General features: G+C 71.4%; 30 protein-coding genes. 9 read left to right on the forward strand and 21 right to left on the reverse strand.

The genetic code is table 11. The annotated features are described in order from the left end of the window. Window positions 1-101: 101 nt before the first annotated feature. Complete coding sequence (locus NOD94_RS07725) at window positions 102-842, reverse strand: A24 family peptidase (RefSeq protein ID WP_281204990.1); 741 nt, start codon at window positions 840-842, stop codon at window positions 102-104. A 135-nt stretch (window positions 843-977) separates the two neighbouring features. On the opposite strand from NOD94_RS07725, the gene NOD94_RS07730 reads away from it, so the two are divergent. The 3 genes from NOD94_RS07730 to NOD94_RS07740 all read left to right on the forward strand — a co-directional run bounded on the left by NOD94_RS07730 (window position 978) and on the right by NOD94_RS07740 (window position 3,617). Then, window positions 978-1,328 carry a DUF192 domain-containing protein gene (locus NOD94_RS07730; protein WP_281204991.1) on the forward strand — a complete coding sequence of 117 codons (351 nt, stop codon included), beginning with the start codon at window positions 978-980 and terminating at the stop codon, window positions 1,326-1,328. A gap of 110 nt (window positions 1,329-1,438) precedes the next feature. Further along, on the forward strand, window positions 1,439-2,065 hold the full coding sequence (locus NOD94_RS07735) for an SMI1/KNR4 family protein (RefSeq protein ID WP_281204992.1): 627 nt from the start codon (window positions 1,439-1,441) through the stop codon (window positions 2,063-2,065). A 277-nt stretch (window positions 2,066-2,342) separates the two neighbouring features. Further along, window positions 2,343-3,617 (forward strand): extracellular solute-binding protein, encoded by a 1,275-nt coding sequence (locus tag NOD94_RS07740; RefSeq protein ID WP_281205061.1) that lies wholly within the window; start codon window positions 2,343-2,345, stop codon window positions 3,615-3,617. A 211-nt stretch (window positions 3,618-3,828) separates the two neighbouring features. On the opposite strand, the gene NOD94_RS07745 is transcribed toward NOD94_RS07740, so the two are convergent. Continuing rightward, complete coding sequence (locus tag NOD94_RS07745; RefSeq protein ID WP_281204993.1) at window positions 3,829-4,455, reverse strand: hypothetical protein; 627 nt, start codon at window positions 4,453-4,455, stop codon at window positions 3,829-3,831. A 179-nt stretch (window positions 4,456-4,634) separates the two neighbouring features. Between NOD94_RS07745 and NOD94_RS07750 the strand changes: the two genes are divergently transcribed. Continuing rightward, window positions 4,635-5,768 carry a serine hydrolase domain-containing protein gene (locus tag NOD94_RS07750; protein WP_281204994.1) on the forward strand — a complete coding sequence of 378 codons (1,134 nt, stop codon included), beginning with the start codon at window positions 4,635-4,637 and terminating at the stop codon, window positions 5,766-5,768. A gap of 144 nt (window positions 5,769-5,912) precedes the next feature. Here NOD94_RS07750 and NOD94_RS07755 read toward each other — a convergent pair whose 3' ends face one another. From NOD94_RS07755 to NOD94_RS07770, 4 genes are all read right to left on the reverse strand, one after another. Further along, complete coding sequence (locus NOD94_RS07755; protein ID WP_281204995.1) at window positions 5,913-7,346, reverse strand: Mucin-2; 1,434 nt, start codon at window positions 7,344-7,346, stop codon at window positions 5,913-5,915. 121 nt (window positions 7,347-7,467) lie between these two features. Further along, a complete protein-coding gene (locus NOD94_RS07760) occupies window positions 7,468-7,791 on the reverse strand; it encodes a nuclear transport factor 2 family protein (RefSeq protein WP_281204996.1) in 324 nt (107 codons plus the stop codon). Between the two features lie 159 nt (window positions 7,792-7,950). Then, on the reverse strand, window positions 7,951-8,748 hold the full coding sequence (locus tag NOD94_RS07765; protein WP_281204997.1) for a polysaccharide deacetylase family protein: 798 nt from the start codon (window positions 8,746-8,748) through the stop codon (window positions 7,951-7,953). A gap of 339 nt (window positions 8,749-9,087) precedes the next feature. Continuing rightward, window positions 9,088-10,644, reverse strand: coding sequence for an MDR family MFS transporter (locus NOD94_RS07770; RefSeq protein WP_281204998.1), 1,557 nt, complete (start codon window positions 10,642-10,644; stop codon window positions 9,088-9,090). 147 nt (window positions 10,645-10,791) lie between these two features. Between NOD94_RS07770 and NOD94_RS07775 the strand changes: the two genes are divergently transcribed. Further along, window positions 10,792-11,382, forward strand: coding sequence for a TetR/AcrR family transcriptional regulator (locus tag NOD94_RS07775; protein ID WP_281204999.1), 591 nt, complete (start codon window positions 10,792-10,794; stop codon window positions 11,380-11,382). Window positions 11,383-11,622: 240 nt separating this feature from the next. Continuing rightward, the gene (locus tag NOD94_RS07780) at window positions 11,623-12,276 is read left to right on the forward strand and encodes a hypothetical protein (protein WP_281205000.1); all 654 of its coding nucleotides are present in this window, start codon (window positions 11,623-11,625) and stop codon (window positions 12,274-12,276) included. Window positions 12,277-12,423: 147 nt separating this feature from the next. Here NOD94_RS07780 and NOD94_RS07785 read toward each other — a convergent pair whose 3' ends face one another. After that, on the reverse strand, window positions 12,424-12,918 hold the full coding sequence (locus tag NOD94_RS07785; RefSeq protein ID WP_281205001.1) for an ATP-binding protein: 495 nt from the start codon (window positions 12,916-12,918) through the stop codon (window positions 12,424-12,426). A gap of 248 nt (window positions 12,919-13,166) precedes the next feature. Between NOD94_RS07785 and NOD94_RS07790 the strand changes: the two genes are divergently transcribed. Together NOD94_RS07790 and NOD94_RS07795 are read left to right on the forward strand one after the other, a co-directional pair. Then, window positions 13,167-14,018, forward strand: a complete 852-nt coding sequence (locus tag NOD94_RS07790) for a helix-turn-helix transcriptional regulator (protein ID WP_281205002.1) — start codon at window positions 13,167-13,169, stop codon at window positions 14,016-14,018. A 10-nt stretch (window positions 14,019-14,028) separates the two neighbouring features. Beyond that, window positions 14,029-14,226 carry a hypothetical protein gene (locus NOD94_RS07795; RefSeq protein WP_281205003.1) on the forward strand — a complete coding sequence of 66 codons (198 nt, stop codon included), beginning with the start codon at window positions 14,029-14,031 and terminating at the stop codon, window positions 14,224-14,226. Between the two features lie 51 nt (window positions 14,227-14,277). Here NOD94_RS07795 and NOD94_RS07800 read toward each other — a convergent pair whose 3' ends face one another. Beyond that, window positions 14,278-14,709: a nuclear transport factor 2 family protein gene (locus NOD94_RS07800; protein WP_281205004.1), complete on the reverse strand. Its 432-nt coding sequence runs from the start codon at window positions 14,707-14,709 to the stop codon at window positions 14,278-14,280. A 100-nt stretch (window positions 14,710-14,809) separates the two neighbouring features. On the opposite strand from NOD94_RS07800, the gene NOD94_RS07805 reads away from it, so the two are divergent. After that, the gene (locus tag NOD94_RS07805; RefSeq protein WP_281205005.1) at window positions 14,810-15,379 is read left to right on the forward strand and encodes a TetR/AcrR family transcriptional regulator; all 570 of its coding nucleotides are present in this window, start codon (window positions 14,810-14,812) and stop codon (window positions 15,377-15,379) included. Here NOD94_RS07805 and NOD94_RS07810 read toward each other — a convergent pair. From NOD94_RS07810 to NOD94_RS07870, 13 genes are all read right to left on the reverse strand, one after another. Further along, window positions 15,376-16,011, reverse strand: coding sequence for an OmpA family protein (locus tag NOD94_RS07810; protein ID WP_281205006.1), 636 nt, complete (start codon window positions 16,009-16,011; stop codon window positions 15,376-15,378). The genes NOD94_RS07805 and NOD94_RS07810 overlap by 4 nt on opposite strands. Before the next feature lie 4 nt (window positions 16,012-16,015). Then, window positions 16,016-16,405 (reverse strand): hypothetical protein, encoded by a 390-nt coding sequence (locus tag NOD94_RS07815; RefSeq protein WP_348652320.1) that lies wholly within the window; start codon window positions 16,403-16,405, stop codon window positions 16,016-16,018. A gap of 224 nt (window positions 16,406-16,629) precedes the next feature. Beyond that, window positions 16,630-17,292, reverse strand: coding sequence for a pilus assembly protein TadG-related protein (locus tag NOD94_RS07820; RefSeq protein WP_281205007.1), 663 nt, complete (start codon window positions 17,290-17,292; stop codon window positions 16,630-16,632). After that, window positions 17,289-17,522 carry a hypothetical protein gene (locus NOD94_RS07825; RefSeq protein WP_281205008.1) on the reverse strand — a complete coding sequence of 78 codons (234 nt, stop codon included), beginning with the start codon at window positions 17,520-17,522 and terminating at the stop codon, window positions 17,289-17,291. Before NOD94_RS07825 ends, NOD94_RS07820 begins: the two co-directional genes overlap by 4 nt. 110 nt (window positions 17,523-17,632) lie before the next feature. Further along, complete coding sequence (locus NOD94_RS07830) at window positions 17,633-18,319, reverse strand: response regulator transcription factor (RefSeq protein WP_281205009.1); 687 nt, start codon at window positions 18,317-18,319, stop codon at window positions 17,633-17,635. 3 nt (window positions 18,320-18,322) lie between these two features. Further along, the gene (locus NOD94_RS07835; RefSeq protein WP_281205010.1) at window positions 18,323-19,225 is read right to left on the reverse strand and encodes a DUF5936 domain-containing protein; all 903 of its coding nucleotides are present in this window, start codon (window positions 19,223-19,225) and stop codon (window positions 18,323-18,325) included. A 13-nt stretch (window positions 19,226-19,238) separates the two neighbouring features. Continuing rightward, window positions 19,239-20,177: a type II secretion system F family protein gene (locus NOD94_RS07840; protein ID WP_281205012.1), complete on the reverse strand. Its 939-nt coding sequence runs from the start codon at window positions 20,175-20,177 to the stop codon at window positions 19,239-19,241. Continuing rightward, entirely contained in the window at window positions 20,174-21,529 is a 1,356-nt protein-coding gene (locus tag NOD94_RS07845) for a CpaF family protein (RefSeq protein ID WP_281205013.1), read from the reverse strand. Before NOD94_RS07845 ends, NOD94_RS07840 begins: the two co-directional genes overlap by 4 nt. Further along, complete coding sequence (locus NOD94_RS07850) at window positions 21,526-21,909, reverse strand: TadE/TadG family type IV pilus assembly protein (RefSeq protein ID WP_281205014.1); 384 nt, start codon at window positions 21,907-21,909, stop codon at window positions 21,526-21,528. The genes NOD94_RS07845 and NOD94_RS07850 overlap by 4 nt, the downstream gene beginning before the upstream one ends. Window position 21,910: 1 nt before the next feature. Further along, the gene (locus NOD94_RS07855) at window positions 21,911-22,285 is read right to left on the reverse strand and encodes a TadE/TadG family type IV pilus assembly protein (protein WP_281205015.1); all 375 of its coding nucleotides are present in this window, start codon (window positions 22,283-22,285) and stop codon (window positions 21,911-21,913) included. A 3-nt stretch (window positions 22,286-22,288) separates the two neighbouring features. Continuing rightward, window positions 22,289-23,548 carry an AAA family ATPase gene (locus tag NOD94_RS07860; protein WP_281205016.1) on the reverse strand — a complete coding sequence of 420 codons (1,260 nt, stop codon included), beginning with the start codon at window positions 23,546-23,548 and terminating at the stop codon, window positions 22,289-22,291. A gap of 7 nt (window positions 23,549-23,555) precedes the next feature. After that, a complete protein-coding gene (gene cpaB / locus NOD94_RS07865) occupies window positions 23,556-24,257 on the reverse strand; it encodes a Flp pilus assembly protein CpaB (protein WP_281205017.1) in 702 nt (233 codons plus the stop codon). A 40-nt stretch (window positions 24,258-24,297) separates the two neighbouring features. Continuing rightward, a complete protein-coding gene (locus NOD94_RS07870; protein ID WP_281205018.1) occupies window positions 24,298-25,173 on the reverse strand; it encodes a hypothetical protein in 876 nt (291 codons plus the stop codon). Window positions 25,174-25,315: the final 142 nt, after the last annotated feature.

Genomic DNA, 25,315 nt, shown 5'->3' on the forward strand with positions numbered 1-25,315 from the left:
CAAAAAACGGGCCGGTCCGTGGGGGGGATACGGACCGGCCCGAGGGGGGGGTTCCACCATAACCCTTCGTAAAGCATGCTGCGTGCATCGGCGCGAAATGATTACGCTCCGAATCCGCCCAGCAGCACTCCGGTGAGCGCTCCGGCCGCCATGAAGGGTCCGAAGGCGAATCCCTGCTTGCGGTTGGCGCGGCCGCTCAGCAGCAGGCCGAGCCCGTACAGGGCGCCGTAGAGGAAGCCCAGGAACGCACCGGCCGTCCATACCCCCCACCCGTACCACCCAAGAGCGACCCCCAGCGGGAGCGCCAGCTTGACGTCGCCGAGGCCCATGCCGGCGGGGTTGATCAGGAACAGCACGAGGTACGCCGCCCCGAGCGCGCCCCCGCCCAGCAGTGCGAGCCGCCACGAGCCCGCCGCGCCGGGGAGCAGGGCCGCGCAGCCGAGGAGGCCGGCGGTGGCGGCGGCGAGGGGGAGGGTCAGTACGTCGGGGAGCCGGTGCACGGCGAGGTCGACGAGGGCCAGCAGGACGAGGACGGGCGCGAGGGCGACGAAGACGGCCGCCTCGGGGCGGGGCGCCCCGGCGGCGGCGAGGGCGGCGCAAGCCGCGGCGGTGACGGCGGCGGCCGTGGCGGCACCGAGCCGGGTGGGCCCGTACCGGTGTCCCCGGCGTCGGTCGGGGCCGCACCGGGCGGACCCGAGCCAGCCGGGGATCGGGTGCCCGTCGGGGCAGTGCGCCCGCCAGGGCGTCTCCGGCGGCACGGAGAGCCGGTACGCGGCGCGGGGCAGCAGGAGCCCCGTGGCGGCGCCGTAGGAGGCGGCGAGGATGGCCGCGAGGATGCCCATGCCGTGACGGTAGGCGGTGGCGTCGGGCCGCGTGGAGGGGCCCGGTGCCCCGCGCGCCCGGTCCGCGCGCCCGGTCCGCGCACCCGGGCCCCGCGCACCCTGGCCCCGCGGCCCGGGACCCGGCAAGGTGGCCGCATGGGGAAGTGGGCGGACGGCTACGGGACGCTGCGGGCCGGGGACGTGACGGTGGCGCTGGAGGTGGCCGCCTCGTACGGGGCGCGCACGCGGGGGCTGCTGGGGCGCGACGGGATCGAGGGGGCCCTGCTGCTCACCCCGGCGGCGAGCGTGCACACGTTCCGGATGCGCTTCCCGATCGACGTGGCGTACCTGGACCGGCACTTCGGGGTCCTCGCCGTCCGCACGATGGTCCCGGGGCGGCTCGGCCTGCCGCGCCCGCGCGCCCGGTACGTCCTGGAGGCGGAGGCGGGCGCCATGGCACGGTGGGGCGTCCGGCCGGGCGGCCGCGTGGAGCTGAACGGCGCCTGAGCGCGGGCGGAGCCGGCGTCCGACGGGCGGGACTTTGCCGACACGATCGGGGGCCCGGGGCTCACGGGCGGTAGGTTGGGGCGGTTGAGCTGGGGTGGCAGGGGAGCGGCATGAGCGGCATGACGGAGAACGCGCACATCAAGGCGCTGGAGCAGATCATGCCGGCGACGCACGGCGCCGACGAGGACATCGATTGGCAGGCGGCGGAGGCCGTCTGGGGGACCCGGTTCCCGGCCGATTACGTGGCCTTCATGGGGCGGTTCGGCGCGGGTTCCATCAACGGTGAGGCCAGCGTGCTGCTGCCGCTGCCCAAGCCGGGGTTGCAGTGGGACCCGGCGGAGATGGCCGAGGAGACCGGCAACGCGCGTCAGGTGTGGGAGGTCGAGGGCGGCCGGGCCGCCTTCGACGTGGATCCCGAGTCGATCATCGCCTGGGGGGTCACGGGCGGGTCCGACATCCTGTGCTGGCTGACCTCCGACCCCGATCCGGACCGCTGGCCGGTGCTGGTGGTGGGGCGGCACACGGCCGACTCCTTCGCGGTGCACCCGTACGGCATGGCCGAATTCCTGCTGCTGCTGTGCTCCGACGAGTTCGACGTGAGCCCCGTCAGCATCACCTTCTGGGACGCGGGGCACCTGAGCTTCGTGCACTGGCGCAAGGCCCAGCGGCGTTGGCAGGAGGGCCGCAATCCCGAGACGGGCGAGCCCGACCCGTACGCGGGCGAGTTCGCCGACTGATTCTTTCAGGACACCCACAGCCCGTTTCCGTGGCCGGAAACGGGCTTTTTGGTGTGTCTACGCGCGTCCAATTTCTCGATCATTTATCGGAAAACACCAGCGGGAAAACCAGCATTTGGAGCATTGGACATAACTTCCGACCCAATGGAATCAGCCACCCCGTCGGCAGGAGAGAATTCCGGCCAACGGGCCACGGCGGGACACCCCGGCCCCGAGCAACTCATAAGTAATAACGGGACTCAAAAGAAAATCAGGGGAACCCACCGTGCGAAGAAGAATGTTCGGCCCGGCCGCCTCGGCCGCCGTGCTCGGCCTCCTGCTACCGCTGTCCGGCTGCGGAGGTTCGGGCGGCGGTTCGGGCGACGACGACACCCTGCACCTGGTCGCCGCCGAGTACGGCACGACGCCGGCCACCAGCTCCAAGGCCTTCTGGGACAAGGCCACCCGCGATTTCACGGCCGCCAACCCGGACATCAAGGTCGAGGTCCAGCTCCTCCCGTGGGCGGACATCGACCGCGAGGTCACCCGCATGGTGGGCGCCGGCAAGGCTCCCGACATGGCCCTCATGGGCTCGTACTCGGACTTCGCCGCGCAGGGGAAGCTGTATGCCGCCGACGAGCTCCTCCCCATCTCCGCGGAGGCGAACTTCCTCCAGCCGCTCGCCGAGGCCGGCACGGTCGGCAGCACCCTCTACGGCCTGCCGTTCGTGGCGAGCAGCCGCCTCCTGTTCTACAACGAGTCCCTTTTCACCAAAGCCGGAATCCAGTCCGCCCCCAAGACCTGGACGGAGCTGAAGGCCAACGCCAAGGCGCTCAAGGACAAGGGCGTCAAGTACCCGTACGCGATGCCGCTTGGCCCGGAGGAGGCGCACGCGGAGGCGATGATCTGGGAACTGAGCAACGGTGGCGGGTTCGCCGACAGCAGCGGCAACTACAGCCTGGCCTCCGAGCAGAACGTCGAGACGTTCCGCTGGATCAAGGAGAACCTGATCGTCCCGGGTCTGGTCGGCCCGACGCCGCCCGCGCAGCTCAACCGCGCCGACGCCTTCGCCGCCTTCCTGCGGGGCGAGGTCGGCATGGTCAACGGCTACCCGTCCCTCCTGCACGAGGCGAGCGCGAAGGGCATCGGCGTCAAGGCCGTGCCGATGCCGGTGTCGGACGACCTGGGTTCCGGGGAGAGCACCCCGACCGTGGGCGTGGCGGACTGGATGATGGGGTTCAAGCAGAACGGCAAGCGCGACCAGATCGGCAAGTTCCTGGACTTCATCTACCAGGACAAGACCCTGTCGGACTTCGCCGGCCGCTACCACCTGCTGCCGTCGACGGTCACGGCCTCGCGCACCCCGGCGGGCGGCGGACTCGCCTCCACCGACGAGGCGTTCCTGACGGCCCTGCGCGGCGCGCAGCTCTACCCGGTGAACGACCCGTCGTGGGTGACCGTCAGCGACTCCATCAAGCGGAACATCGGCCGCGCCGTGGAGCCCTCCGTCGACCCGAAGACCGTGCTCGACGAGATCGCCACGAAGGCGAACGAGGCCGGCAAGAAGCACTGAAGGACCGAAGGACCCGAAGGACCCGAAGGACCCATCGAAGACGGGACCTTCGCCTCCCTGCCCCACCGCATCCCGTGCGGCAGAATGGCTGACGGCTCTTGATCCAAGGCCGTGGCCCAGTCGCCCGCCGAGCACCCACAAGGTGCGCGGGGCGACCGGCCTCCTGCCTCCGCTCCCCCTCCCGCTCCCCCTCCCCCCGTCCGGGGCCGGTTCAGCGCTGCCCGTTCTCGGTGGAGAACGCCGTCCGGTACTGACCGCAGTCGGAGTCCCAGCGCAGCGTGCCCGTGAGCGTTCCGTAGCCCGACCGGGTGAGCGACCATTCCACCGTGTACTCGCCGGTGTCGCAGGCGATCCGCTTGCCCCCCTCGACCCTCTGGCTCCCCGTCGCCGGCTGTTCGGTCAGTTCCCGGCGCACCTCCCCCGCCTTGGCGCCCTTCGCGGTGCGCAGCACCGCGTGCACGACGATCGGGTGCTTGCCGTCCTTGGTGGTCAGCGCCTTCTTCAGCAGCTTCGAGTCGGACACCGACCAGGCGAACTCGTACGAGGGCAGCCAGGCCAGCGTCTTCGGGTCGGGGACCTGCCGTTCGTACTCGCGGGCGCCCTCGGGGCCCGGGCCGGTGACCGTCCTGTACTGGACGCCCGGGTGGAACCGGAGTCGGCCCTCCACCTTGTGCATGTCGTCCTTGGTCCACATCGACTTCATGGCCTTCTCACCGCCGGCCGGGTCCTGTAGGTACGGGCTGCTCGGGGCGGCCGTGGCGGCGCCCTGTCCGAGGGCGGGCGCGAGGGCCGCCACGGCGGCGGCGAGGGCGAGGGCGGCGGTACGGGTGCGGTTCATGCCCCGCCCAACGGGGCGCCGCGGCGGGCCGGAACGACGCCCCGGGCGCGTTCACCCGTACGGAGCGGGCACGACACCCGCAGGTGACGAACTCCGGGCCGGGCGGGAGGGCGACCCCGGCGGACCTGGTTGGCTGCCGTTGAGGGCGCGGAACGAAGCGCCACCGATAGGGGGATGTCATGGGTGTGACGGTGGGCGGCACGGTGGCCGCGGGCTGGGAGCCGGTCCGGGAAGCCTTCGAGGCGTTCGTGACGGCGGAACCGCACTCGCCGGAGGCCCAGTTGGCGGTACGTCACCACGGGCGCACCGTGGTCGACCTGTGGGGCGGCGAGGACACCGACGGGGACACCCTGAGCGGGGTCTTCTCCCTCATCAAGGGCGCCACCCACCTGGTGGTGGCGCTGCTGGCACAGGAGGGCGTACTGGACCCGGAGCGTCCGGTGTCCTCGTACTGGCCGGAGTTCACCGGGCACGGCAAGGAGGGGCTGACCCTGCGGCAGCTGGTCGCGCACGGCTCCGGACTGATCGGTGTCGACGGGGGCTTCGCCTACGAGGAGATCGCGGACGACGCCGCCATCGCCGCCCGGCTGGTCGGGCAGAAGCCGTACTGGGAACCGGGTACGGCGTACGGCTACCACGCCTTCGTCATCGGCGCGCTGACCGGTGAGGTGGTGCGGCGGGTGACGGGCAGGGCCCTCCGGGAGATCTACGAGGAGCGCGTGCGGGCCCCGTACGGGCTGGACCTGTACATGGGGCTGCCGCGGGAGTCCGAGGGTCGGTGGAAGCCGGTCCTGGAGATGCTGCCGACGCCCGCGCAGGTGGCCGTCCTCGCGGCGGGCGGACCGATGCCGGAGTTGATGCGGGTCGGCTTCAACGCGAACGGGGGGACGCCGATGGACCCGGTGACGTACGCCAACCATCCGCGGGTGCTGGCGCTGGGCCCGGCCTCGGCGGGCGGCGTCGGTACGGCGCGCGGCGTGGCCGCCCTGTACGCGGCGGCCATCAGCGGGGCGGAGGACCGGCCCGCGCTGCTGGAGCCGGCGACGGCCGCCGACGTCGCCCGCCCGCACACACCGGGCGTGGACCGGGTGACCTCGGAGGTCGACCACTTCGGGTTCGGCTTCGAGCGGCAGCACGCGGTGGGCCCGGAGGCGTTCGGGCACTGCGGCGCGGCGGGCGGGTTGGGCTTCGCCGACCCGGTCACGGGCATCGCGTACGGGTACACCCGCCGCCGTTACGGCTTCCCGGGCGGCAAGGCCCCGGAGAACGGCCCGCTGACGGCGGCGGTGCTGAAGGTCGCGCGCGGGGCGTAGCCGCGGCCGATGCCCGAGCTGCCCGCGCCCGGGGGCGACGGCAACGGCAACGGCAAGCAGATCCTCCCTCGGGCGACCCCTGTTGGGCGTCGGTGATCACCTTGAGCCGCCTCCGGAGAAGCCCTTGCCCCTCGGTGGGGCTGATCAGGCGGGGACGCCGGCCCGGCTCAGGACGGCGGCCATCTCGTTCACGGGGAGCGCCGGGTTCCCGCCCGCGGCGGCGGCCAGTTCGCGGAGGTGGAGGGCCTCGCGGAGTCGGTGGAGCGGCAGTCGCGGGTCGCGGGCCGCCGCCTGACGCGTCCAGACCTCGGGGTCGTGGCTGAGCCGTTCGACCAGTGCGGGCGGGGCGGCGGGGTCCCGGAGCGCCAGCCGACGGTGGTGCCCGTCCGGGTGGTCGGCGTAGCGCGCGGCGAGTCCCTCGCGGGGAAAGCGGGGGTGCGTCTCCGCCATCCACGCGGAGAACGTCCCGCCGAGCCGCGCGTACACGCGCATCAGGACGTCCTGCGGGGTGTCGGGGTGGTGGATGCCCAGGTTGGCCTCCACCACGGGGTCCTCGCCGCGCACGAGGAGGCGCAGGAGGTCGGGCGGCAGGTGCGGGCTCCGGGCGGCGGCGCGGCGGAGCACCGGGTGGGCGGAGGTCGCGGCCCGCCGCAGCACGTCGGGGTCGGCGAGGCCGTCCCGTACCCATTGCACGTCCCACCGGTCCAGGGCGCCGACCGTGAAGTCGATCGCCGTGCGCCGCTCCTCCTCCAGTTCGGGTCTGAGGGAGACCGCGAGCCGGACGTCCTCGTCGGGGTCGACGGCGAGCCGCTCCACGAGGTCGGGCGGCAGCGACGGGTTCTCGGCGAGGGCTGCGAGGTGCGTCCGCTCGGCGACGTACCGTTCGGCGTCGGCCCGGACGAGGAGCCCGCGGCGCAGCGCCTCGGCGGCGGACTTCGGGTCCTGGAGGAGTTCGGTGGTGAGGCGGGCGTCCCGCCCGCACTCCCGCAGGGCGGCGGCCCGCCGCACCCCGGGGTCGGGATCGGTCGACAGCGCCGACCGCCGGCCCGGCGTCAGCCGCTCCCACGTACGCACCGCGCGCAAGCGCGCCGCCGGTTCGTGGTGGGTGGCCAGTGACGCCGTGAACGGGGGCGGCAGGTGGGGGGATTCCAGCAGGGCGGTCCGTACGGAAGGCTCGGGGTCGTCGAGCAGCCGGGCGCACACGGCGTACGGCAGCGGCGGGACGGTCGTACGCGGGTCGTGCCACTCGGGGCCGTACGCGAGGGCGGCCCGCACCTTGGGTACCGGATCGTCCGCGAGCCGGGCCCGCTGTCCGGGCTCGGCCCCGGCGCTCAGCGCGAAGTCGATCCGGACGCGCGGATCGGGATGGGCCAGGATCAGCGCCACGGCCGTCCCGGGGAGCCCGGCGCGCTGGACGGCTTGGCGGGGCGGACCGTCGATGCCGCCGGGGCCGGGGCCTTCGCCGCTGCCCCCGGGGCCCTCGCCGACGCCTGAGCGCAGCAGCCTCAGTAGCAACGGTGTCGGCAGCGCCGGGTTGGCCGCGACTCCGTCCAGCGCGGATGAGTGAAACGCGACCATGGTTCCCCTACCCCTGTGGTGCCGGATCGGTCCACGCACATGATCCCCGGTGTGCGGGGAGGAGCGATCGGGTCGGGTCGAAGCGGGCCGGGTCGGGTCGGGTCAGGTCAGGTCGGTGTGGTCAGGCCTGGCCGGTCTCGAAGCGGCTGACGTGGCCGTCGGCGGTGACGTCGAAGCGCCAGGCGGTGCGCATCTCGCCCCAGGTGTCGTTGCGGTAGTCGACGACGAGGGAGCGGCCGCCGTCGGCCTCGGACGTCACTGCCATGTGGCCGCCGGAGGAGAAGATCTCGCGGTCGCTCCACTGGGCGGGGTCGCGGTCCGAGCCGTCGTCGGACATGGTCGCGCCGGGGGCGAGGACCGCCTCGAAGGCGGCCCGGTCACCGGCGTTGACGGCGGCGACGAAGGCGCGGACGGTGGGGTCGGTGAGCTGGGCCGGGTCGATCACGGGAGCCTCCTGGTCGTGCGTACGGGACCTCGTACGGGTCCGCTGCGCGCGACCAGGGAACACCGGGGGCGGCTCCGGGGCGCCGACCCTCACCCGTTCGCCACCGGACGGCATGTCAGGGGCGGGGCGGCCGGGGGCGGTCGTCGGGACGGGCGGACGTCAGGACGGGTCGGGGGCGGTGCGGACCGGGAAGCCGGTGGGGCGGCCCTGTTCCTTCAGCCAGGTCAGCACCTGGTCGAGGGCGTCGACGGTCTGCCGGCGGTCGCCGCCCCCGTCGTGGAACAGCACCGTCGGACCGTTGCCGATCTCACGCTTCACGGCCGCGACGATGGCGGCCGCGCCGGGCTTGCCGAAGTCCTTGGTGTCGACGTTCCAGCCGAGCGGGCGCATCCCGTTGGCCGCGGCGATGCGTCGGCTGTCGGGGGTGAAGGCCCCGCCCGGGGCCCGGTAGTACTCGACCTTCGCGCCCGCTCCGGCCGCTTCCTCGATCAGCCTCTTCGCGTCGAGGATCTGCGCCTGCTGATAGGCGACGGGCTTCTTGTCCATCTTCGTGTCGTGGTCCATGGAGTGGTCGCAGAGCCGGTGGCCGCCCGCGACGACCTTCTTCACGAGGTCCGGGTGGGCTTTGGCCTGGGGGCCGACCATACAGAAGGTCGCCTTCACGTCGTGCGCGGCCAGGACGTCGAGGACCTTGGGGGTCCAGCGGGGATCGGGGCCGTCGTCGATGGTGATGTTGACGGCGTTGCCGCCGCCCTCCGAGGCGTGCGCGATGCTCTCGGGGACCACCGGGCCGGGGGATCCGGGGGCCGCGGGGGCGCCGGGGGCCGCGATGGGGTCGGTGTGGTGGCCGTCCGTTCCGACGAGTGCGGTGACTCCCCAGACGGTCGCGCCGACGGCCGCGGCCGAAGCCGCGACGGCTATCCGGCCCCGGAGACCGAGCTTCTGCGTATGCGTCATGTGTCCACTCCCCATCCGCCCTTGAAAGGGTTACGTGGGTCATGACGCCTTCGGACTTGATTGGGTTCCACCCAATTGCCCTATAAATTGCAGGTAATAAGGACTTTCGTCCTTCATAGCCGCAGATGACACGACAGACGCTCCGGACTCGACAGCCACGGTGATCCCGGTGGACCCGGACACCCCGGCAACCCCTTCGCCATCACGACCACACGCGAACGGCGGGTCCGGCGCGGGGGTTGATCCCCGTGCCGGACCCGCCGTTCCGGTGTCCGTGGTGTGTGGTGCGAGGCGCGTGATGCGCGTGATGCGCGCCGGGTGGGTCGGTGCGTCAGCGCGTCAGTGCGCCGGAGGGTCCTGGGGGGCCGGGCCCGCGCCCCGCAGCGGGACCTCCTTGACGAACCAGGCCGCCACGAAGCCCAGTACGGCGACGCCCGCGCCGAGCAGGAACGCCGAGTGGGTACCGGCGGCCACCGCGTGCTGGTAGGCGTCGCGCACGGCCTCCGGGAGCTTGGCGAGGCTCGCCGCGTCCAACTGGGCCGACCCCGCCGCGGCGGCGGCCTGGGCGCCCTGGCGCTCGACCATGGTGTCGGTGACCTGGGTGGTGAACAGGGAGCCCATGAGGGCGACGCCGAAGGAGCCGCCGAGGGTGCGGAAGAGGGTGGCCGAGGACGAGGCCACGCCCATGTCCTTCATCTCGACGCTGTTCTGGGCGACGAGCATGGTGATCTGCATCAGGAAGCCGAGGCCGGCGCCCAGGACGGCCATGTAGACGCCGGAGACCAGGCGCGAGGTGTCGGTGTCCATCGTCGCGAGGAGGAACAGGCCGACGACCATGAGGGCTCCGCCGACGATCGGGAAGATCTTGTACTTGCCGCTGTTGGTGGTGACCCGGCCCGCGATGAGCGAGACGAGCATCATCGAGAGCAGCATGGGCAGGAGCAGCAGGCCCGAGTTGGTGGCGGAGGCGCCCTGGACCGCCTGCTGGAAGAGCGGGAGGTAGAACACGCCGCCGAACATCGCGAAGCCGACGAGGAAGCCGATCACGGACATGAGGGCGAAGTTGCGGCTGCGGAAGATGTGCAGCGGCATGATCGGCTCGGCGGCCTTGGTCTCGACGAAGAGGAAGGCCGCGGTCGACGCGATGCCGACGGCGATCAGACCGAGGACCTCGACGGAGCCCCAGGCGTACTCGGTGCCGCCCCAGGTGGTGACGAGGACCGTCGAGGTGATGGCGATGGTCAGCAGCGCCGCGCCCAGGTAGTCGATCTTGCTCTTGGACCGCTTCTTGGGCAGGTGCAGCACGGCGGAGACCATGGCGAGGGCCACGGCGCCGAGCGGCAGGTTGATGTAGAAGGACCAGCGCCAGCCCATGTGGTCGGTGATGGTGCCGCCGACCAGCGGACCGCCGATCATGGCGAGGGCCATCACGCCGGCCATCATGCCCTGGTACTTGCCGCGCTCACGGGGCGGTATCAGGTCACCGATGATCGCCATGACGCCGACCACCAGGCCGCCGGCACCCAGACCCTGGATGGCGCGGAAGCCGATGAGCTGACCCATGTCCTGTGCCATGCCGCTGAGCACGGAGCCGATCAGGAAGATGACGATCGAGGCGAGGAAGGAACCCTTCCGCCCGTACATGTCGCCGATCTTGCCCCAGATGGGGGTGGAGGCGGCGGTCGCGAGGGTGTAGGCGGTGACCACCCAGGAAAGGTGCTCCAGGCCGCCGAGCTCGCCGACGATGGTCGGCATCGCGGTACCGATGATCATGTTGTCGAGCATCGCGAGCAACATCGCGATCATGAGGGCCATGAGGACGACGCGCACGCTGCGCGGCTTCGGTCCCGTTTCCACCTCCTCCACGGGTACGGCCGTCTTGACTGTCTCGCTCATGGCCACTCCCCTGGCACCGACACTTCGACTCACACCCGCCGGGAACTTACTTGCCGCCCGGCTAGTTCACTACACTGGGGAAGGTAGACGTGTCACTAGCCGGTCGTCAAGTAAGTACATGTGTCGTACGTAAGTGTGGGGAGAGCCATGTCCAACAGCTCCAGCGGCGGTCCGCAGCAGCGGCGCGGCAACACGCGCCAGCGCATCCAGGACGTCGCGCTGGAGCTGTTCGCCGAGCAGGGGTACGAGAAGACGTCGCTGCGCGAGATCGCGGAGCGGCTGGAGGTCACGAAGGCGGCGCTGTACTACCACTTCAAGACCAAGGAAGACATCATCATCAGCGTCTTCGACGACACGACGCGGCCGATCGACGAGCTGATCGAGTGGGCGCAGGAGCAGCCGCCGACGCTGGAGACGAAGCGTGAGGTGCTGCGCCGCTACAGCGAGGCGATGGCGGCGGGCGCGCAGCTGTACCGCTTCATGCAGGAGAACCAGGCGACGATGCGGGAGCTGAGCATCGGCGAGACCGTGAAGCGGCGCCTGTTCACCCTGGTGGAACTGCTGCGCACGGAGGAGGGCCCGCTGACGGACCAGGTCCGCTGCGTGAGCGCCCTGTTCACGCTGCACGCGGGGATGATGTTCCTCCAGCACGTGGAGGGCGACCCGGAGGAGACCCGGCAGGCGGCGCTACAGGTCGCGACGGACCTGATCACGCAGGCGCACCACGAGGGCGAGTAGTCGGTAGCGCGGCTCGGCGAGGGCCGGGACGGGCGCGACGCGCGGCTCGGTGGGCCTTCGGCGGGGATGCGGGCGCGCCCTCGGCAGGCCCTCGGCCCGCTGAGCAACCGGCTCTGCGGGGCGTCCCGTCCCTCGGTCGCCCGTCGCTTCCACCGCACCCCTTGCCGCATGATCGTTCACGCGGTCGCGCTCCGCGCGGACGCGCGGGACCCCGGTGGACACGATGGGCGGCGAGGACACATGAGGCAGCACGGCGGGCACGGCAGGTACGGGGCGTTGGTCGTCGCGGCGGCAGCGGCGGCGTTGTTGGCCGGGTGCCAGAGCGGCGGCGCCGCGGCGCTGAGCCTGAGCGGCCTGACCGGGACCGCCGACGCCGTCCCCGCGGAGGGGGCGGCGAAGTGCCCGCTCGCCTTCGACATCGCCAAGGCCGCGAAGGCCGCCGGCGTGGACGGGGACGCGGCGCCGGGTTCGGCGAAGGACCCCGGGTCGCCGGCGGCCACGGCCGAGGGCGGCAAGCGGGCCGAAGCGGGCACGCCGCTCGCGCAGAATCCGGGCGCGCTGGTGAGCTGCACCTTCCACATAGGGCAGGAGGACGTGGTCGCCCACACCGCGGTGACGCGTCAGCCGACGGCCGTGGCGCCCCTCGCGCCGATCGTGCAGCAGACCTCCGGTTCCTCCGTGGACGCGCTGAAGTCCTACATCGACCAGGTGGGCAAGGCCCGGATCGGCGAGCCCGTCGCGACCGGGAGCGGCAACGTGGCCACTGTCCGGCTGGAGCTCGACGGGGACGGGGACGCGGTCCTGCTCCTCGGCGCGGGTTCCGACGGCCGGTCCGCGCTGAACGGCAAGCAGGTCGGCGCCCTGGCCGAGGCCCTGGCGGAGCAGTTGGGCTGACCCGACCCGGCACCGGCCGGGCCCGAAGCTCGGTCGACGGCTGCCACGGGGGCCCGCCGCCGGGGCCGGCCCGTCCGGTCCCGATGCCGGCGGCCACCGGCGGGCCGCCGAAGCACCCTCCGCGCGGGGGCCGTTCGCACGTCCCGCCTATTCGCTCAGGTACCCGGAGGCGCCGGCCCGGGGCAACCCGGCCCAGGTCCGCGTCCCACCGCCGGGCTCCCGCGACTCCCCGAACCCCCAGGACCCGCCACAGTCCCGCACGACGGCCGCCATGACCCGCAGGGAGGCCCGCCGACGGGCTTCGCAGTGGGCGGCGAGGCGGGGGTGCGGGTGCGGCGGGTGACCGTCGTAGACGCTGAGCCGCAGGATGTCCTCGCGGAAGCGAACGGCGAGGTAGAGGCTCCGCCCGGGATCCAACTGCCAGGCGGTGGCGATCAGTTCCCCGGCGACCTGCTCGGCGCAGGGGACGAGGGGATCGAGCCGGTAGGCATGCAGGACGGACCGTACGGCTGCCCGCGCGATCCGGGCACTGGACGGGGCCCCGGGGACGGTGAGGCTGCACGAGAGGGTGTCGAGCGCGGGCGGCTCGCCGGAGGCGGACACGACCGGAGGCGGAGGGCAGGACAGGAACGGGCTGGACATCGCAGGCTCCCTTAAGTCGGTTTCGCAGGAGGCGAGTTCGACGCGCACGGACGACTGACGCGAAGCGGGGTGTGGCTCGTCACCGGACCGACCCCGCGTTCGGGGGCATGGCGCGGCGATGCACTTCAACTCCCTTGCGTGAGCGGTACGTCACTAAAGGTAGCGGCGATGGTGGCCATTTAGCCACCTTCACTGTGGAGTTAGCCCACACGTGGCTTCGCGAGGTCGGCACACGGCAGACTGCATCCATGCCGCCACGCACCGCACCGACCGAACGGCAGAAGCGACTGGGCGCCGAGCTGCGCAGGATGAGGCTGGCCGCCGACGTGACGGCCGAATCCGCGGCCGGACTCCTCGGCGTCGACCGATCGAAGGTCTCCGCCATCGAGCAGGGCATCCGCGCCATCAGCGAGGAGCGGCTGCGCACCCTGGCCTGCCACTGCGACTGTGTGGACGAGGAGTACCTGGACGCCCTCGCCGCCATGACACAGCCCCGCAAGCGCGGTTGGTGGGAGCGCTACCGGGGCTCACTGTCGGCCCCGGTGCTCGACATCGCCGAATTGGAGGCCCACGCGACACGCATGCGGTGCGCCCATTCGGTACACGTCCCCGGGCTGCTCCAGACCAGCGACCACGCCCTCGCCCTGTTTCGACTCGTCCTCCCCGCCCTGCCGGACCACGAGATCGCCCTGCGACTCGCCCACCGGCTGGAGCGCCAGCAGGTACTGGAGGGCGAGGCCGCGCCGCAGTACGTCACGGTCATTCACGAAGCGGCGCTCCGGATGCAGTTCGGCGGCCGCAAGGTGGCCCGGGCCCAATTGGAACACTTGAACACCGCCGCCGAACGAGACAATGTCGTCCTGCGCGTGCTGACCTTCGAGGCGGGTGGGTTCCCGGGAGCGGGCCAGACCGTCAACTACCTCGAAGGGGCGGTCCCACGGCTCGACACGGTCCAGGTGGACAGCACGCACGGACCCGACTTCCTGCACACGGAAGCCCAACTGGCCAAGTACCGGGCCCAGCTGGACTGGATGGAAAAGCTGAGCCTCTCCCCCGAGGCGTCGCGGGACTTCATCCACACCGTGGCCCGCCAGCTCTGAGAGGAATCCGATGGCCGACATCACCTGGGAAGAGGCGTTCTGCGGCGAGGGGGCGAGCTGCTACCGGATCGGCGTGGACGGGGACGGCAAGAGCTACATCGCCGTCGCGGGAGCGGAATCCGCGTACCTCACCGACTCGACGGAGTCGCTGCGCCAACTGATCCGGGACATCAAGGCCGGCAAGGCCGACCACCTCCTCACCGACTGACGCCCGCGCCCCCGACGGCACGCGGGGGCGCCCGGCGCGGCGTAGGGGCGGTCAGGCGGGCCGGTCGAGACGGCGTTCCGAGGCGGTGATCGGGACGTCGTTGATGCTGGCCTCCCGGCGGCGCATCAGGCCGGCCTCGTCGAACTCCCACTGCTCGTTGCCGTGGCTGCGCCACCACTGGCCGGAGGCGTCGTGCCACTCGTACTCGAAGCGGACGGAGATCCGGTTGCCGGTGTACGCCCAGAGCTCCTTGCGAAGCCGGTAGTCCAGTTCCCGCTCCCACTTGTCGGCGAGGAAGGCCCGGATCTCGTCCCGTCCGGTGAGGAATCGGTCGCGGTTCCGCCAGACCGAGTCCTCGGTGTAGGCGAGCGCGACCCGTTCCGGGTCACGACTGTTCCAGGCGTCCTCCGCCGCCCGGACCTTCGCCCGGGCGGACTCCTCGGTGAACGGGGGCAGGGGTGGGCGTACGGCGGCAGTACCCATGACAAGACCTCTCGAAGGCGATCCGAATGGCGAGAACGATCGTTCTCACCGTAGAGAACGATCGTTTTCTCCGCAAGTGAATCTGCACTACGCTGCCCGCATGGACTCCCCCGCGAACGATGACGAGGCACGGACCCGGCTGCTGGACGCCGCGGAGTCCCTCTTCTACGCGGAGGGCATCCAGGCCGTCGGCATGGACCGCATCCGCGCCGAATCCGGCGTCCCGCTGAAGCGGCTGTACCGGATCTTCCCCGCCAAGGAGGCCCTGGTCACGGCCTACCTGGAACGGCGGGACCGGCGCTGGATCGCCGGACTGCGCGAAGCGGTCGACGGGGCCCCCGACCCGGTGGCGGCGGTCTTCGACTGGCTCGCGGCCTGGTTCTCGGAGCCGGACTTCCGCGGCTGCGCGTTCCTCAACGCCTACGGGGAACTGGGCGCGGGCCCGGCCGGCGTGCTGGACGTCGTCCACCGCCACAAGGCGGAGCTACGCAACGTCCTGGCCGGCCTGACCGTCCCGGCCGACCCGCCCGGCCTCGCCGACCAGCTGCTGATCCTGGTCGAGGGCGCGACGGTGGTGGCCGCCCTCGACCCCGGGCCGGCCCCGGCCCACCACGCCGCGGCGGCGGCCCGCACCCTCCTGGGCCGATCCACCGGCGCCGCCCGCGCCTAGCTCGCGCCGCGCGGGAAGGTGATCTCGACGCGACGGTTCTTCTTGCGGCCTTCCTCGGTGCCGTTGTCCGCGATGGGGTAGTCCTCGCTGTAACCCCGCACGTCGAAGGTGACCGAGGGATTCGTGACGGTCTTCACCAGCTCCGTCTGCACGGCGTCGGCCCGCTGCTTGGACAGTTCCTTGCCGTGCTCGTAGCTGCCCTGGTCGTCGGTGAAGCCGAAGACGCGCACGCGGGTGGCCTTCTGCTGGTTGATCTCGTTGGCGATGGCCTGTATCCGGGCCGCCGCCTGCGCGTTGAAGACCGCACTGTTCTCGGGGAACAGCACCTCGGACTGCAACGCCATCATGACGGTCTGATTCGTCTCCTGCCGCCGCTGCTCCCCACCGAGGTCCTCGACGACCTCGGCGATGTCGAGCACCTTGACGGGCGCGAGCGTCCCGCCTTGCGGGATCTTGAGCCCGGGGGACGCTGAGTCGATCGCCACGGGCGCGGCGGCGGACGGCTCCGTACCGGGGGGAACGGACGGCTTCACGTCATCGGCATGAGCGCTGGTAGCACCGATGACGTGAGCGCCAGCGATCACCAGAGCCGAAATGGCTGTAACTGCAGCGACTCGATTGCGTGTTGTCATGACGTCACCCGGAGAGTTTGACGGTAGCCGTGGCAAACGTGGGCAGGTTGAACTCCACCTCGGTACTACTGGCCGGCGGAGCCGGGAACTGAGCAAAGAACGGGATGGTTTCTCCAGCCCCGATGCGAGTGATACCGACCGTGCAAAGGCACCGGCTCTCGGTATCCCTGAGAACGTAGTAACGCTTCTTTCCTGCCTTATCGGTCAGCGTGGCGCCAGCCACTGAAGCCGCACTCGCGCTCTTCTCGTCTCCGCGCCAAGCTGCCGTTTGCACGAAGGCAGCCGATCCACCGTTCTTGATCTGACCACTGACCGTGAGGAATCCGCCCTGATCCCGAACCGCGGAGTTCAACGTGAGAACGATGCCGTCCGGGCCTGCCGACGTCGCGATCACTTCGACAGGAGCCGTGCTCTGACCAGCACTGGGAGAAGACCCCGGAGAGCCGCCCGAGGAAGCCGGCGGAGGCGAGGATGCCGGCGCCTTGCCATCCCCTCCATCAGCACCACACCCGGCCAAGGCAAGAACCATGGCTGCCGCAGCAGCGCCAGCCCCCGAACGCACCTTCACCACGTGCCGAATCCTCATCTGAGCCGCTTCCTTATCTCTGTCGTCCACTATCAGCTGTCCAAACGGACCTTGAACAGGCGCCTGGCCAGCTTGTCCCACCGTTCGGGCTTTGACGGGTCGAAGCTGATGTCGTCGCCGCCGCAATCGATGGTGATCGGTCCCGGACGCTCCGGCTCAGGCGCCGACGCGCTGGGGGCCGGCTCACGGGTCGGTGACCCAGTGGGGGTCGGCTCAACCTCGGGCGGAACAACCACCGAGCCGAGACGACACAAGGGCTCCACCACAGCAGTAGCCTTCGCCTTGCCATGCACACCAGACGTTCCGGGGATGATCGAATCGCCAACGGTGCCGTTCGTGGTGACCTCGACCTTGAACGTCAGGCCACGACGTACGCATGTCGCCACCGCATCGTTCTGCGCTGCGAAACTCTCGGCGCCTCCACACGCCCCCTCCACGTCGAACCGGTTTCCCGCGAGAAGGGCCTCCCAGTCAGCAGCCGTGAGGCTCTCGAGATCTAGCCCGGGGGCCAATTGATCCCTCAGATCGCGGGCGGCTGCCAGCGCCGCCGCGTCCGCCGCACCCTGCCCATTGCTGCGCGTCACCGAGGCCTGACCGATCACGAAGAAGGCGAGCGCAGCGAAGAGCAGACAGGCCACAGTCACGACGTAGATGGGAAACGCCTGCCCCCCATCAGACGACCTGCTCCGAATCACCCCGCTGTGATGTCCTCGACCGCCTGGGCAATACGGTTCGTGATGGACGTGCCGATGCCCGAGCCGACGATCGCGCCGATGATCACTACGACCACCAGGATGATGCCCAGGTATTCGAATGCCGTTTGGCCCCGGTCCTGGTTGGCGTAGCGCTTGCGGAGTCGGGTGATCGCCGTGTCCGTCCAGGTGTTCAGGCGAATCGTGGCCTTCAGCAGCGAGTTGTGTGACATGGGGGTCCCCTCCCGGGCCGGTGCCACTGTTGATGGGCGGACGGTACGGGGAGTTACGGGTGATAACCAAGGGTCCCGGGGCCCAAATGCGGACCCACTGCGTCCTGCGGCTAGCCATGGCCGCTCACTCCCGGACGGGCGGTTCCCAGCCAGCGGGCTATGGCTTCGCTGCGGGTGGTGGTCCTGAGCTTCGCGAAGATGCGGTTGATGTGGTTCTTGACCGTCTTCTCGCTGATGAAGCAGGCGCCGGCGATCTGCTGATTGTTCATTCCGGACGCGATCAAGTCCATGATCTCTGTCTCCCGCGAACTCAGCCCATACGGAACGGAGTTGTGCATGCGCTCCGTAGAGGATGCCACATTTCGTTGCGGTTGCGAAGAGGTTCGGAGGTCTTCCAGCAAGGTCGTCGCCACCGACGTCGAGAAGTGGGCGCGGCCTGCGCGGACGTCGCGGACCGCGCGGATCAGGTCGTCCGCCGTGAACTCGCCGTGGACCAGGTAGCCGCCCGCGCCCAGGAGCAGGGTCTCGCGGATCGTGTCGGCTTCGCGGCTGTGCGTCAGCATCAGGACGGGGGCCAGCGGCACCAGGTGCGGGAGGGCGGAGATGCCGTCGACGCCCGGCATGCGGACGTCCAGCAGGATCACGTCCGGGGTGTGCATGCGGGTCAGGCTCAGGGCCTCCCGGCCGTCGCGGGCCTCGGCCACCACGTGGAGGTCGTCGGTGGCGGCCAGCAGGGCGGCGAGGCCGGCCCGGACGACCGGGTTGTCGTCGGCGATGAGGACGCGGATCGGCATCATGGCTCAGCCGCCTCCCAGCAGGGCGCCGAAGTCGACGTCCGCGCCGTAGACGAAGCCGCAGACCAGCAGGATCAGCGTGCCCGGCAGCATGAACATGGTGACCGCGAAGGTGGCCTTGGGGACGGCGCGGGCGGCGCGCCGGCGGGCGTTCTGGGCGTCGGTGCGCCGCATGTCCTCGGCGATGGCGATGAGGGTCTCGACGATCGGGGAGCCGAGTTCCTCGCCCTGCTGGAGGGCGGTGACGAACTGGGCGACCTGCTCGGAGTCGTTGCGGCGGCGCAGTTCGTCGAAGGCCTGGCGGCGGCTGACGCCCATGTCCATCTGTTGGAGGGTGATGCGGACCTCGTCGGCCCAGGGGCCCTCGTACTTGTGCGACACCCGCTCCAGTGCCTGCCGGAAGCCGAGGCCCGCGCTGACGACGACGGCCAGGACGTCGAGGAAGTCGGGCAGGGTCCGCTCGATGTTGTCGCGGCGGACGCGGATCGCGGACCACAGGCCGGCCTCGACCCAGAACAGGCCGAAGGCGACCATGAGGAGGGCCGGCACGAGCCGACCGTTCATCAGCATGGCCAGGGCGCCGAGGCCGCCGAGGAATCCGTACACGGCGCGGCGGGCGGCGTAGCGGTCGATGGTCAGGCCGGACGGGTTGCCGGCCATGTCGATCTGGCGGCGTTTGCGGGCGACCTGTTTGGGGCCCATGAGGCGCAGGACGAGCGGGGCCCAGCGGATGCCGAGGCGGTCGACGAGGGAGCCGACGGCGGTGGCGCGGGTGGCGCCGACCTCCAGGGCGAGCGCGAGGTCGGTGGGGAGTTTGACGTCGGCGCGGTAGAGGCGGATGCCGTGGAGGATGCCGAAGACGGCGAGGCCGAGGGCCAGGGCGAGGGCGAGGGGAAGCAGCGAGGTCATGTGGTCGTCCGCCTCACACGTCGATCTTCGAGAGGCGGCGGATGAGGACGAAGCCGAGGGCGAAGAGGCCGAGGGAGACCAGCACCGCCACCTGCCCGATGAAGGCGCCCGTCATGCGGTCGAGGGCGCCGGGCATCATCGCGTTCACCAGGAGCAGCGAGCCCAGGCCGATCGCGGGGACGAGGTAGGCGGTGACGGTGACCTGGGAGAGCTGCGTACGGATCTCCCGGCGGGTCTCCTTGCGCTGTTCCAGGGTGACGGTGAGGTTCCGCAGGCTTCCGACGATGGCGCCGCCCGCCCGCGCCGACAGGACGAGGGTGGAGACGAGTACGACGAGTTCGCGCGACGGCAGCCGGTCGACGATCTCGCCCAGGGCCTCCTCGATGGAGTGGCCGACGGCGAGGCGGTCGGCGACGCGGGAGAGTTCCTCGCCGGCCGGCGCCTCCAGTTCCTCGGCCGCGATGCCGATGGCGGTGCGCAGGGCCAGGCCGGCCTGGGTGGCGTTGGCGAGGATGCGGGCGAGTTCGGGGAGCTGGTTGATGAAGCGTTCGGTGCGGCGGGCGCGCTGCCAGTTGAGGAAGGCGTTGGCGGCCCAGATGCCGATCAGGCCGGCGAGGGGGCCGAAGAAGGGCGCCAGCAGGGAGGCGGAGACCAGCCAGACGCCCGCGACGGCCATCAGCATGTAGACGAAGAACTCGCCGGGGGTGAGGTCCATGCCGGTGGTGGCCAGCTTCAGTTCGAGGCGGCGTCCGAACCGGGTTCCGCGCAGTCGGCGGTCCACGGCGGGGAAGCGGCGTCGGCGGCCCGTCGGTTCGGGTGCTCCGCTCGCCGAGAGGCGCTCGATGAGGGCGGCGCGCTGGGCGTGTCCGGACGCGTAGGCGTGTACGCCGAGGGCCACGAAGAGGCCGGCCAGCAGGGTGGCGCCGAGGGTGAGGAGGACGAGGTTGTTCACAGGACGGTCCGAGAGGTGAGCGGGTCGAACGGCTCGTACCGCTCGTCCGACAGGGCGACCCCGAAGGCCTGGGGAATCGGCTGGCTGTTCATGTAGAGGCGTTCCGCGATCCGGCGCGGCAGCGGGTGGTACGTGAAGTGGCCGTGGACGCGCCCGTCGGCGCCCATGGGCTGGGCGACGTAGCGGCAGACGGTGGTGATGCGGAAGGGCTCGCGGCCGTGGGAGTCGAGGATGGAGATCTCCGTGATGCGGCGCGAGCCGTCGCCGAAGCGGGTCAGCTGGACGATGACGTTGACCGCGCTGTTGATCTGGTCCTGGAGGGCTTCGAAGGGGATCTCCACCTCCGACATGGAGGCGAGGGTCTGCAGGCGCATCAGCGCGTCCTGGGAGCTGTTGGCGTGGACGGTGGCGAGGGAGCCGTCGTGGCCGGTGGACATGGCCTGGAGCATGTCGAGGGTCTCGCCGCCGCGGACCTCGCCGACGATGATGCGGTCGGGGCGCATGCGCAGGGAGTTGCGTACGAGGTCGCGGATGGTGATCTGGCCCTTGCCCTCCACGTTCGGGGGCCGGGATTCGAGGCGGATGACGTGCGCCTGTTGGAGCTGGAGCTCGGCGGAGTCCTCGATGGTGATGACCCGTTCGCCTTCCGGGATGAGTCCGGAGAGGGCGTTGAGGAGGGTGGTCTTGCCGGTGCCGGTGGCGCCGGAGACGATCACGTTCATCTTCGCCTGGACCAGCCCGGACAGCAGCAGGAGCATCTGCTCGTCGAGGGAGCCGAGGCCGATCATCTCGTGCAGGGTGAAGGCGCGCGGGAAGCGGCGGATGGTGAGGGTGGCGCCGGTCAGGGAGAGCGGCGGGATGATGACGTTGACGCGCTCGCCGCTGGGGAGGCGGGCGTCGACCATCGGGTTGGCCTCGTCGACGCGGCGGTTGACGGTGGAGACGATGCGCTCGATGGTCTGCATGAGCTGCTCGTGCGAGGCGAAGCGGATGGGGAGCTGCTCGACGCGGCCGGCCCGCTCGACGAAGATCTGGTCCGGGCCGTTGACCATGATCTCGGAGATCGAGGCGTCTTCGAGGAGCGGTTCGAGCACGCCGAGGCCGAGGGCCTCGTCGACGACGCGGCGCACCAGCTGGGCCCGCTCGGCGGTGGACAGGACCGGGCCCTCGCGGCTGATGATGTGCCCGAGCACGCGCTCCAGGCGGGCGCGGCGCTCGGCGGGCGCGAGCGCGGACATCTCGGCGAGGTCGATCTCTTCGAGCAGCTTGGCGCGGTACGAGGAGACCAGCCGGCCGTCCTCGCGGGGGCTGTGGCGGTCGTCGGGGGTGTTGACCCGGGAGCGCAGGCTCATGGGCGGGCTCCGATCGGGTTCGGGTCGTCGTTGGGCATCACGGCGGTACTCCGTGCCTGGTGGGGGCCGATCCCGGGGATGATCGAATTGGCGGTGAGGGTGACGGTCACGCTGACCGCGTCCGCCGACGTGCTCCAGGCGAACGTGGCGCCGGAGGCCAGGCCGCCGCTGATCGCGGCCCTTCCGGCCGCCTCCCCGCGGTCCGGGTTGCGGGCCTCGACACGGGCGGCCGTGCGGGCGGCGGTGCCCGCCTGCTCCTCCGCGTAGGCGATCCAGCCCAGCTGGATCGCGCAGAGCGCGACGAACAGCAGGATCGGTACGAAGCCGATGTACTCCAGGGCCACTTGGCCCCGGTCGGAGCGGATGCGCCGGCGGTCCAAGTCAGTTCGCCTCCTTCTCCGTAGCTGCGCCGCCCGTGCCCGTGATGGTGCCGAAGTTCAGGGCGGGGTGGAACACGGGGATCTTGAGCTTCACCGTCGCCTTGAAGACGTCCCCGGCCGGTTCGCAGTCCACTTCCATGGACCAGGCGGAGCCGATGTGCTCGCCCGCCGCCGCCCGACAGGCCCCGTCCCCCTTGACCGCCCCCGCCCGCGCCGCCTCGTCGGCCGCGTTGCCGACCAGGGAGAAGGCGTAGCCGATCAGTACGCATTCCCACACCGCCGCGACGAGCAGCAGGATCAGCGGGACCATGCCGACGAACTCGACGGCGACCTGCCCGCGGTCGGAGCCGGTGCGCACGGACCGCCGGGCGGCCATCCGTCAGCCCTCCCGGCCGCGGCGCAGCCGGGCCACCGGGCCCGACGGGCGGACGGCGAGGGCGTGGCCGGGGCCGGCCTTGGGTTCGTCGGGGACGGCGAGCAGGCCCAGTTCGCCGGCCAGGGTCCACAGGGCCTGTTTGACGGTGGAGCGGTTGTCGAGGTCCTGGACGCGGCCCGCGTCGACGACGCCCTGGAGTTCCTTGAAGGCGGCCGGGACGGGGGTGCGGGCGACCCGGGTCTTGGTGATCTTCTCTATCAGGGCGGGCTGGATCTCGGTGTGCTTGCTCCAGCGGTTGACGACCACGGTGGTGTCCTCGGCCTTGCGCACCTGGAGCCGTTCCCACATGCGGACCATCCGCTTGGCGGCCCGTACGGAGACCACGTCCGGGGTGACGACCAGGACCGCCACGTCGGCCATCTCCACGGCGGTGGCGTTGGCGCCGGTCACCTGGGTCCCGCAGTCGACGACGACGAGTTCGTAGCGGGCCCGCAGGGCGGCGATGACGTGGCGGGCGGCGCGGTCGTCGACCTCCTCGCCGCGTTCGCCCTCGGCGGGGGCCAGCAGCAGGGCCAGGCCGGTGCGGTCCTCGTAGACGGCGTCCTGGAGGACGCGCGGGGAGATGTCCTGGATCCCGGCGAGGTCGGCGACGGAGCGTCGGAACTGGACGTCGAGGTACGAACCGACGTCCCCGGCCTGGAGGTCGAGGTCCACGAGGGCGGTGCGGCGGCCGGAGGCGGCCGCGGCGAGGGCGAACTGGACGGCGGTGAAGGTGGTGCCGACGCCGCCCTTGGCGCCGGTGACGGTGACGAGCCGGCCGCCGGGGCCGGTGGGCGCGTCGGCTCCCCGGCCCAGGTGGCGGCGTACGCCCGCGGACCACTGGGCGGCGGCCTGGACGCGGGTGGCGAGTTCCTCGTAGCCCAGCGGCAGCCCGACGAGGCCGCGCGCGCCGGAGTCCATCGCGGCGGAGAAGACCCCGGGCCCGGCGTCGGAGGAGAGCAGGACCACGCCGACCGCCGGGAAGCGCAGGGCGACCTCGCGGATGAGTTCCAGGGCGGGGACGGGGCCGATCCGTTCGTGGACGAGGACGACCTCGGGGAGTTCGTCGACGGATTCGGCGGCCATCCGGCCGAGGGTGTCGAGGAGGGAGGTGGAATCGGGTACGGGAGCGGCCGGCTCGGCGTCCGGGAGCTGGCTGAGCAGGGCCACGATGGCGCGGGCGGCGTCCGCGTCACCGGCGGCGGGCAGGATCCGAGTGGTCATCCGCGCCTCACTTGTCCCCTTCGAGGGTGTACGTGCGCTCGCTCGGGCCGGGCGCCGAGTCGGTGCCGGGGGCCACCAGGGCCAGGCGTACGTGCTCCGCGAAGGATTCGGCGTAGGCGACGCGCTGGGTGTCCTTGGTGGTCAGGGCGAAGGTGATCGGTACGGCCTCGGTCGGGCCGGTGCGGTCGCTGTTCTTCTCCAGGGCGGTGAGCTTGCCGACGCCGAGGACGCGGGCGTTGGCGACGATGATGACCGACCGGGACGGGTCGGTGTCCTTGGCGCCCTTGAAGGTGGCGAGGATGTTGACCTTGGCGCCGGAGGTGATCTTGCCGGCCACGCCCGTGGCCGCGTCGATCATGATGGCGATCTCCTGCTCACCGGTCTGGAGCTGCGGTTTGTCGACGAACATGTCCGTCTGGAGCAGCGAGCCCTTCTTCAGGGTGGTGAGCGCGATCTTGTCCTTGAGGGCGCCGAGGTCGGTGACGGCCGTGTCGGACAGCCAGCGCTTGGGGACCGTGACCTCCTCGAACTGGCCGGCGCCGAGGGCGCTGTAGGGGGCGATGTCGCCCTTGACCCGGTAGGCGACGACCTCGGACCCGACCTTCGAATTGACGTCGCCGATGACCACGAGGACCCCGCCGAACGCCGCGAGGGCGCACAGGACCGACAGCAGGAGCAGGATGACGCCGCGGCGCTGGCGTGAGTTCATGAGCCGTACTACCTCGCCGTTCTTCGTTCGTTCGGGCCGGTCAGGATCTGGAGCGGGCGCCCGCTTCGGGCGGCGGCGCCGCGAGCGGGGCGGCGCAGAATCCGCAGCGGTCGCCGATGAGCTCGAAGCCGCACCACCGGCACTCCTCGCGGCGTACGGAGGACACCAGTTGGTAGAGCACGGAGGGGTCGGGGATGGCCGCGGCGAACTCGACGAGCTTGGGGGTGGCCCACCAGCCCGGCGAGTCGGCCGGCAGCGGGTTCTCCATGACGCCCTGCACCTGCCAGGCGGGGGCCAGTTCGGCCGCGACCCAGTCGGAGGACGACTGCCCGCGGGCGAAGGTGAGGTGGGTGGCGAAGCCGGGTCCCGGCGGCAGCACGCCCTCGCGCGCGCCCGCCGCCCCCTGGGGGCCGAGCTTCGCGAGGTGCGGCGTCGGGTGGGCCAGTACGGCGAACCGGGCGCTCGGTGACCAGGACCTGGCGTGCGCCTTGAGGCCGACGGGAACCCGGTCGAGCTTGGCGACCGTACCGAGCAGGGCGCCCGCCCAGATGTAGTGGGAGAGCAGGCGGGCGGCCGAGGCGAGGACGCCGGGGCTGAAGTCGCAGACGCTGAGCTGGCGCAGCTGACGGACCAGCACGGCGGTGCCCAGCGGCGGGAGGTCGATGTCGAGGAGCGCGATCCGGTCGGTCTCCAGGATGGCCCGGACGGTGTGCAGGCGGCGCGCGGTGGCCGGCGGCAGCCAGGACGGTACGACGACCACGAGGTGGCCGTGCCGGTCCAGCAGGGCGGTGGTCTCGGCGAGGGCGCCCTCCAGGTCCGCCTCGCCGGGCGGGCGCAGGACGGCGGCGCCCGGGGTGTGCCGGTCAGGGGCCGGCAGTACCAGGTCGGCGCTGGTGACAGCGATGGCGGTCGGCACCCGAATCCCCCCGTTCACCCGGTACACCACGCACGTTCCCGTGGCCGTCACGTACGCGCACGTACTGCGCGACCGCAAACTCCCGACGTGCTTCCCCCTTGCCCCAGCACCATATCCGCGACCTCCCTGGTGAGGCAGGGGC

Source organism: Streptomyces sp. Isolate_45 (assembly GCF_024721315.2).
In the GTDB taxonomy this organism is placed as follows: domain Bacteria; phylum Actinomycetota; class Actinomycetes; order Streptomycetales; family Streptomycetaceae; genus Streptomyces.

What these genes read in the sequence shown, in the direction of transcription:
- NOD94_RS07740 (WP_281205061.1), top strand. Translation starts at nt 2,343, where the DNA reads ATGTTCGGCCCGGCCGCCTCGGCCGCCGTGCTCGGCCTCCTGCTACCG.
- NOD94_RS07795 (WP_281205003.1), top strand. Translation starts at nt 14,029, where the DNA reads ATGGCCGACATCACCTGGGAAGAGGCGTTCTGCGGCGAGGGGGCGAGC.
- NOD94_RS07845 (WP_281205013.1), bottom strand. Translation starts at nt 21,529, where the DNA reads ATGAGCCTGCGCTCCCGGGTCAACACCCCCGACGACCGCCACAGCCCC.
- NOD94_RS07755 (WP_281204995.1), bottom strand. Translation starts at nt 7,346, where the DNA reads ATGGTCGCGTTTCACTCATCCGCGCTGGACGGAGTCGCGGCCAACCCG.
- NOD94_RS07800 (WP_281205004.1), bottom strand. Translation starts at nt 14,709, where the DNA reads ATGGGTACTGCCGCCGTACGCCCACCCCTGCCCCCGTTCACCGAGGAG.
- NOD94_RS07745 (WP_281204993.1), bottom strand. Translation starts at nt 4,455, where the DNA reads ATGAACCGCACCCGTACCGCCGCCCTCGCCCTCGCCGCCGCCGTGGCG.
- NOD94_RS07785 (WP_281205001.1), bottom strand. Translation starts at nt 12,918, where the DNA reads ATGTCCAGCCCGTTCCTGTCCTGCCCTCCGCCTCCGGTCGTGTCCGCC.
- NOD94_RS07775 (WP_281204999.1), top strand. Translation starts at nt 10,792, where the DNA reads ATGTCCAACAGCTCCAGCGGCGGTCCGCAGCAGCGGCGCGGCAACACG.
- NOD94_RS07805 (WP_281205005.1), top strand. Translation starts at nt 14,810, where the DNA reads ATGGACTCCCCCGCGAACGATGACGAGGCACGGACCCGGCTGCTGGAC.
- NOD94_RS07855 (WP_281205015.1), bottom strand. Translation starts at nt 22,285, where the DNA reads ATGGCCGCCCGGCGGTCCGTGCGCACCGGCTCCGACCGCGGGCAGGTC.
- NOD94_RS07780 (WP_281205000.1), top strand. Translation starts at nt 11,623, where the DNA reads ATGAGGCAGCACGGCGGGCACGGCAGGTACGGGGCGTTGGTCGTCGCG.
- NOD94_RS07735 (WP_281204992.1), top strand. Translation starts at nt 1,439, where the DNA reads ATGAGCGGCATGACGGAGAACGCGCACATCAAGGCGCTGGAGCAGATC.
- NOD94_RS07810 (WP_281205006.1), bottom strand. Translation starts at nt 16,011, where the DNA reads ATGACAACACGCAATCGAGTCGCTGCAGTTACAGCCATTTCGGCTCTG.
- NOD94_RS07790 (WP_281205002.1), top strand. Translation starts at nt 13,167, where the DNA reads ATGCCGCCACGCACCGCACCGACCGAACGGCAGAAGCGACTGGGCGCC.
- NOD94_RS07770 (WP_281204998.1), bottom strand. Translation starts at nt 10,644, where the DNA reads ATGAGCGAGACAGTCAAGACGGCCGTACCCGTGGAGGAGGTGGAAACG.
- cpaB (WP_281205017.1), bottom strand. Translation starts at nt 24,257, where the DNA reads ATGAACTCACGCCAGCGCCGCGGCGTCATCCTGCTCCTGCTGTCGGTC.
- NOD94_RS07830 (WP_281205009.1), bottom strand. Translation starts at nt 18,319, where the DNA reads ATGATGCCGATCCGCGTCCTCATCGCCGACGACAACCCGGTCGTCCGG.
- NOD94_RS07750 (WP_281204994.1), top strand. Translation starts at nt 4,635, where the DNA reads ATGGGTGTGACGGTGGGCGGCACGGTGGCCGCGGGCTGGGAGCCGGTC.
- NOD94_RS07825 (WP_281205008.1), bottom strand. Translation starts at nt 17,522, where the DNA reads ATGTCACACAACTCGCTGCTGAAGGCCACGATTCGCCTGAACACCTGG.
- NOD94_RS07835 (WP_281205010.1), bottom strand. Translation starts at nt 19,225, where the DNA reads ATGACCTCGCTGCTTCCCCTCGCCCTCGCCCTGGCCCTCGGCCTCGCC.
- NOD94_RS07730 (WP_281204991.1), top strand. Translation starts at nt 978, where the DNA reads ATGGGGAAGTGGGCGGACGGCTACGGGACGCTGCGGGCCGGGGACGTG.
- NOD94_RS07725 (WP_281204990.1), bottom strand. Translation starts at nt 842, where the DNA reads ATGGGCATCCTCGCGGCCATCCTCGCCGCCTCCTACGGCGCCGCCACG.
- NOD94_RS07765 (WP_281204997.1), bottom strand. Translation starts at nt 8,748, where the DNA reads ATGACGCATACGCAGAAGCTCGGTCTCCGGGGCCGGATAGCCGTCGCG.
- NOD94_RS07860 (WP_281205016.1), bottom strand. Translation starts at nt 23,548, where the DNA reads ATGACCACTCGGATCCTGCCCGCCGCCGGTGACGCGGACGCCGCCCGC.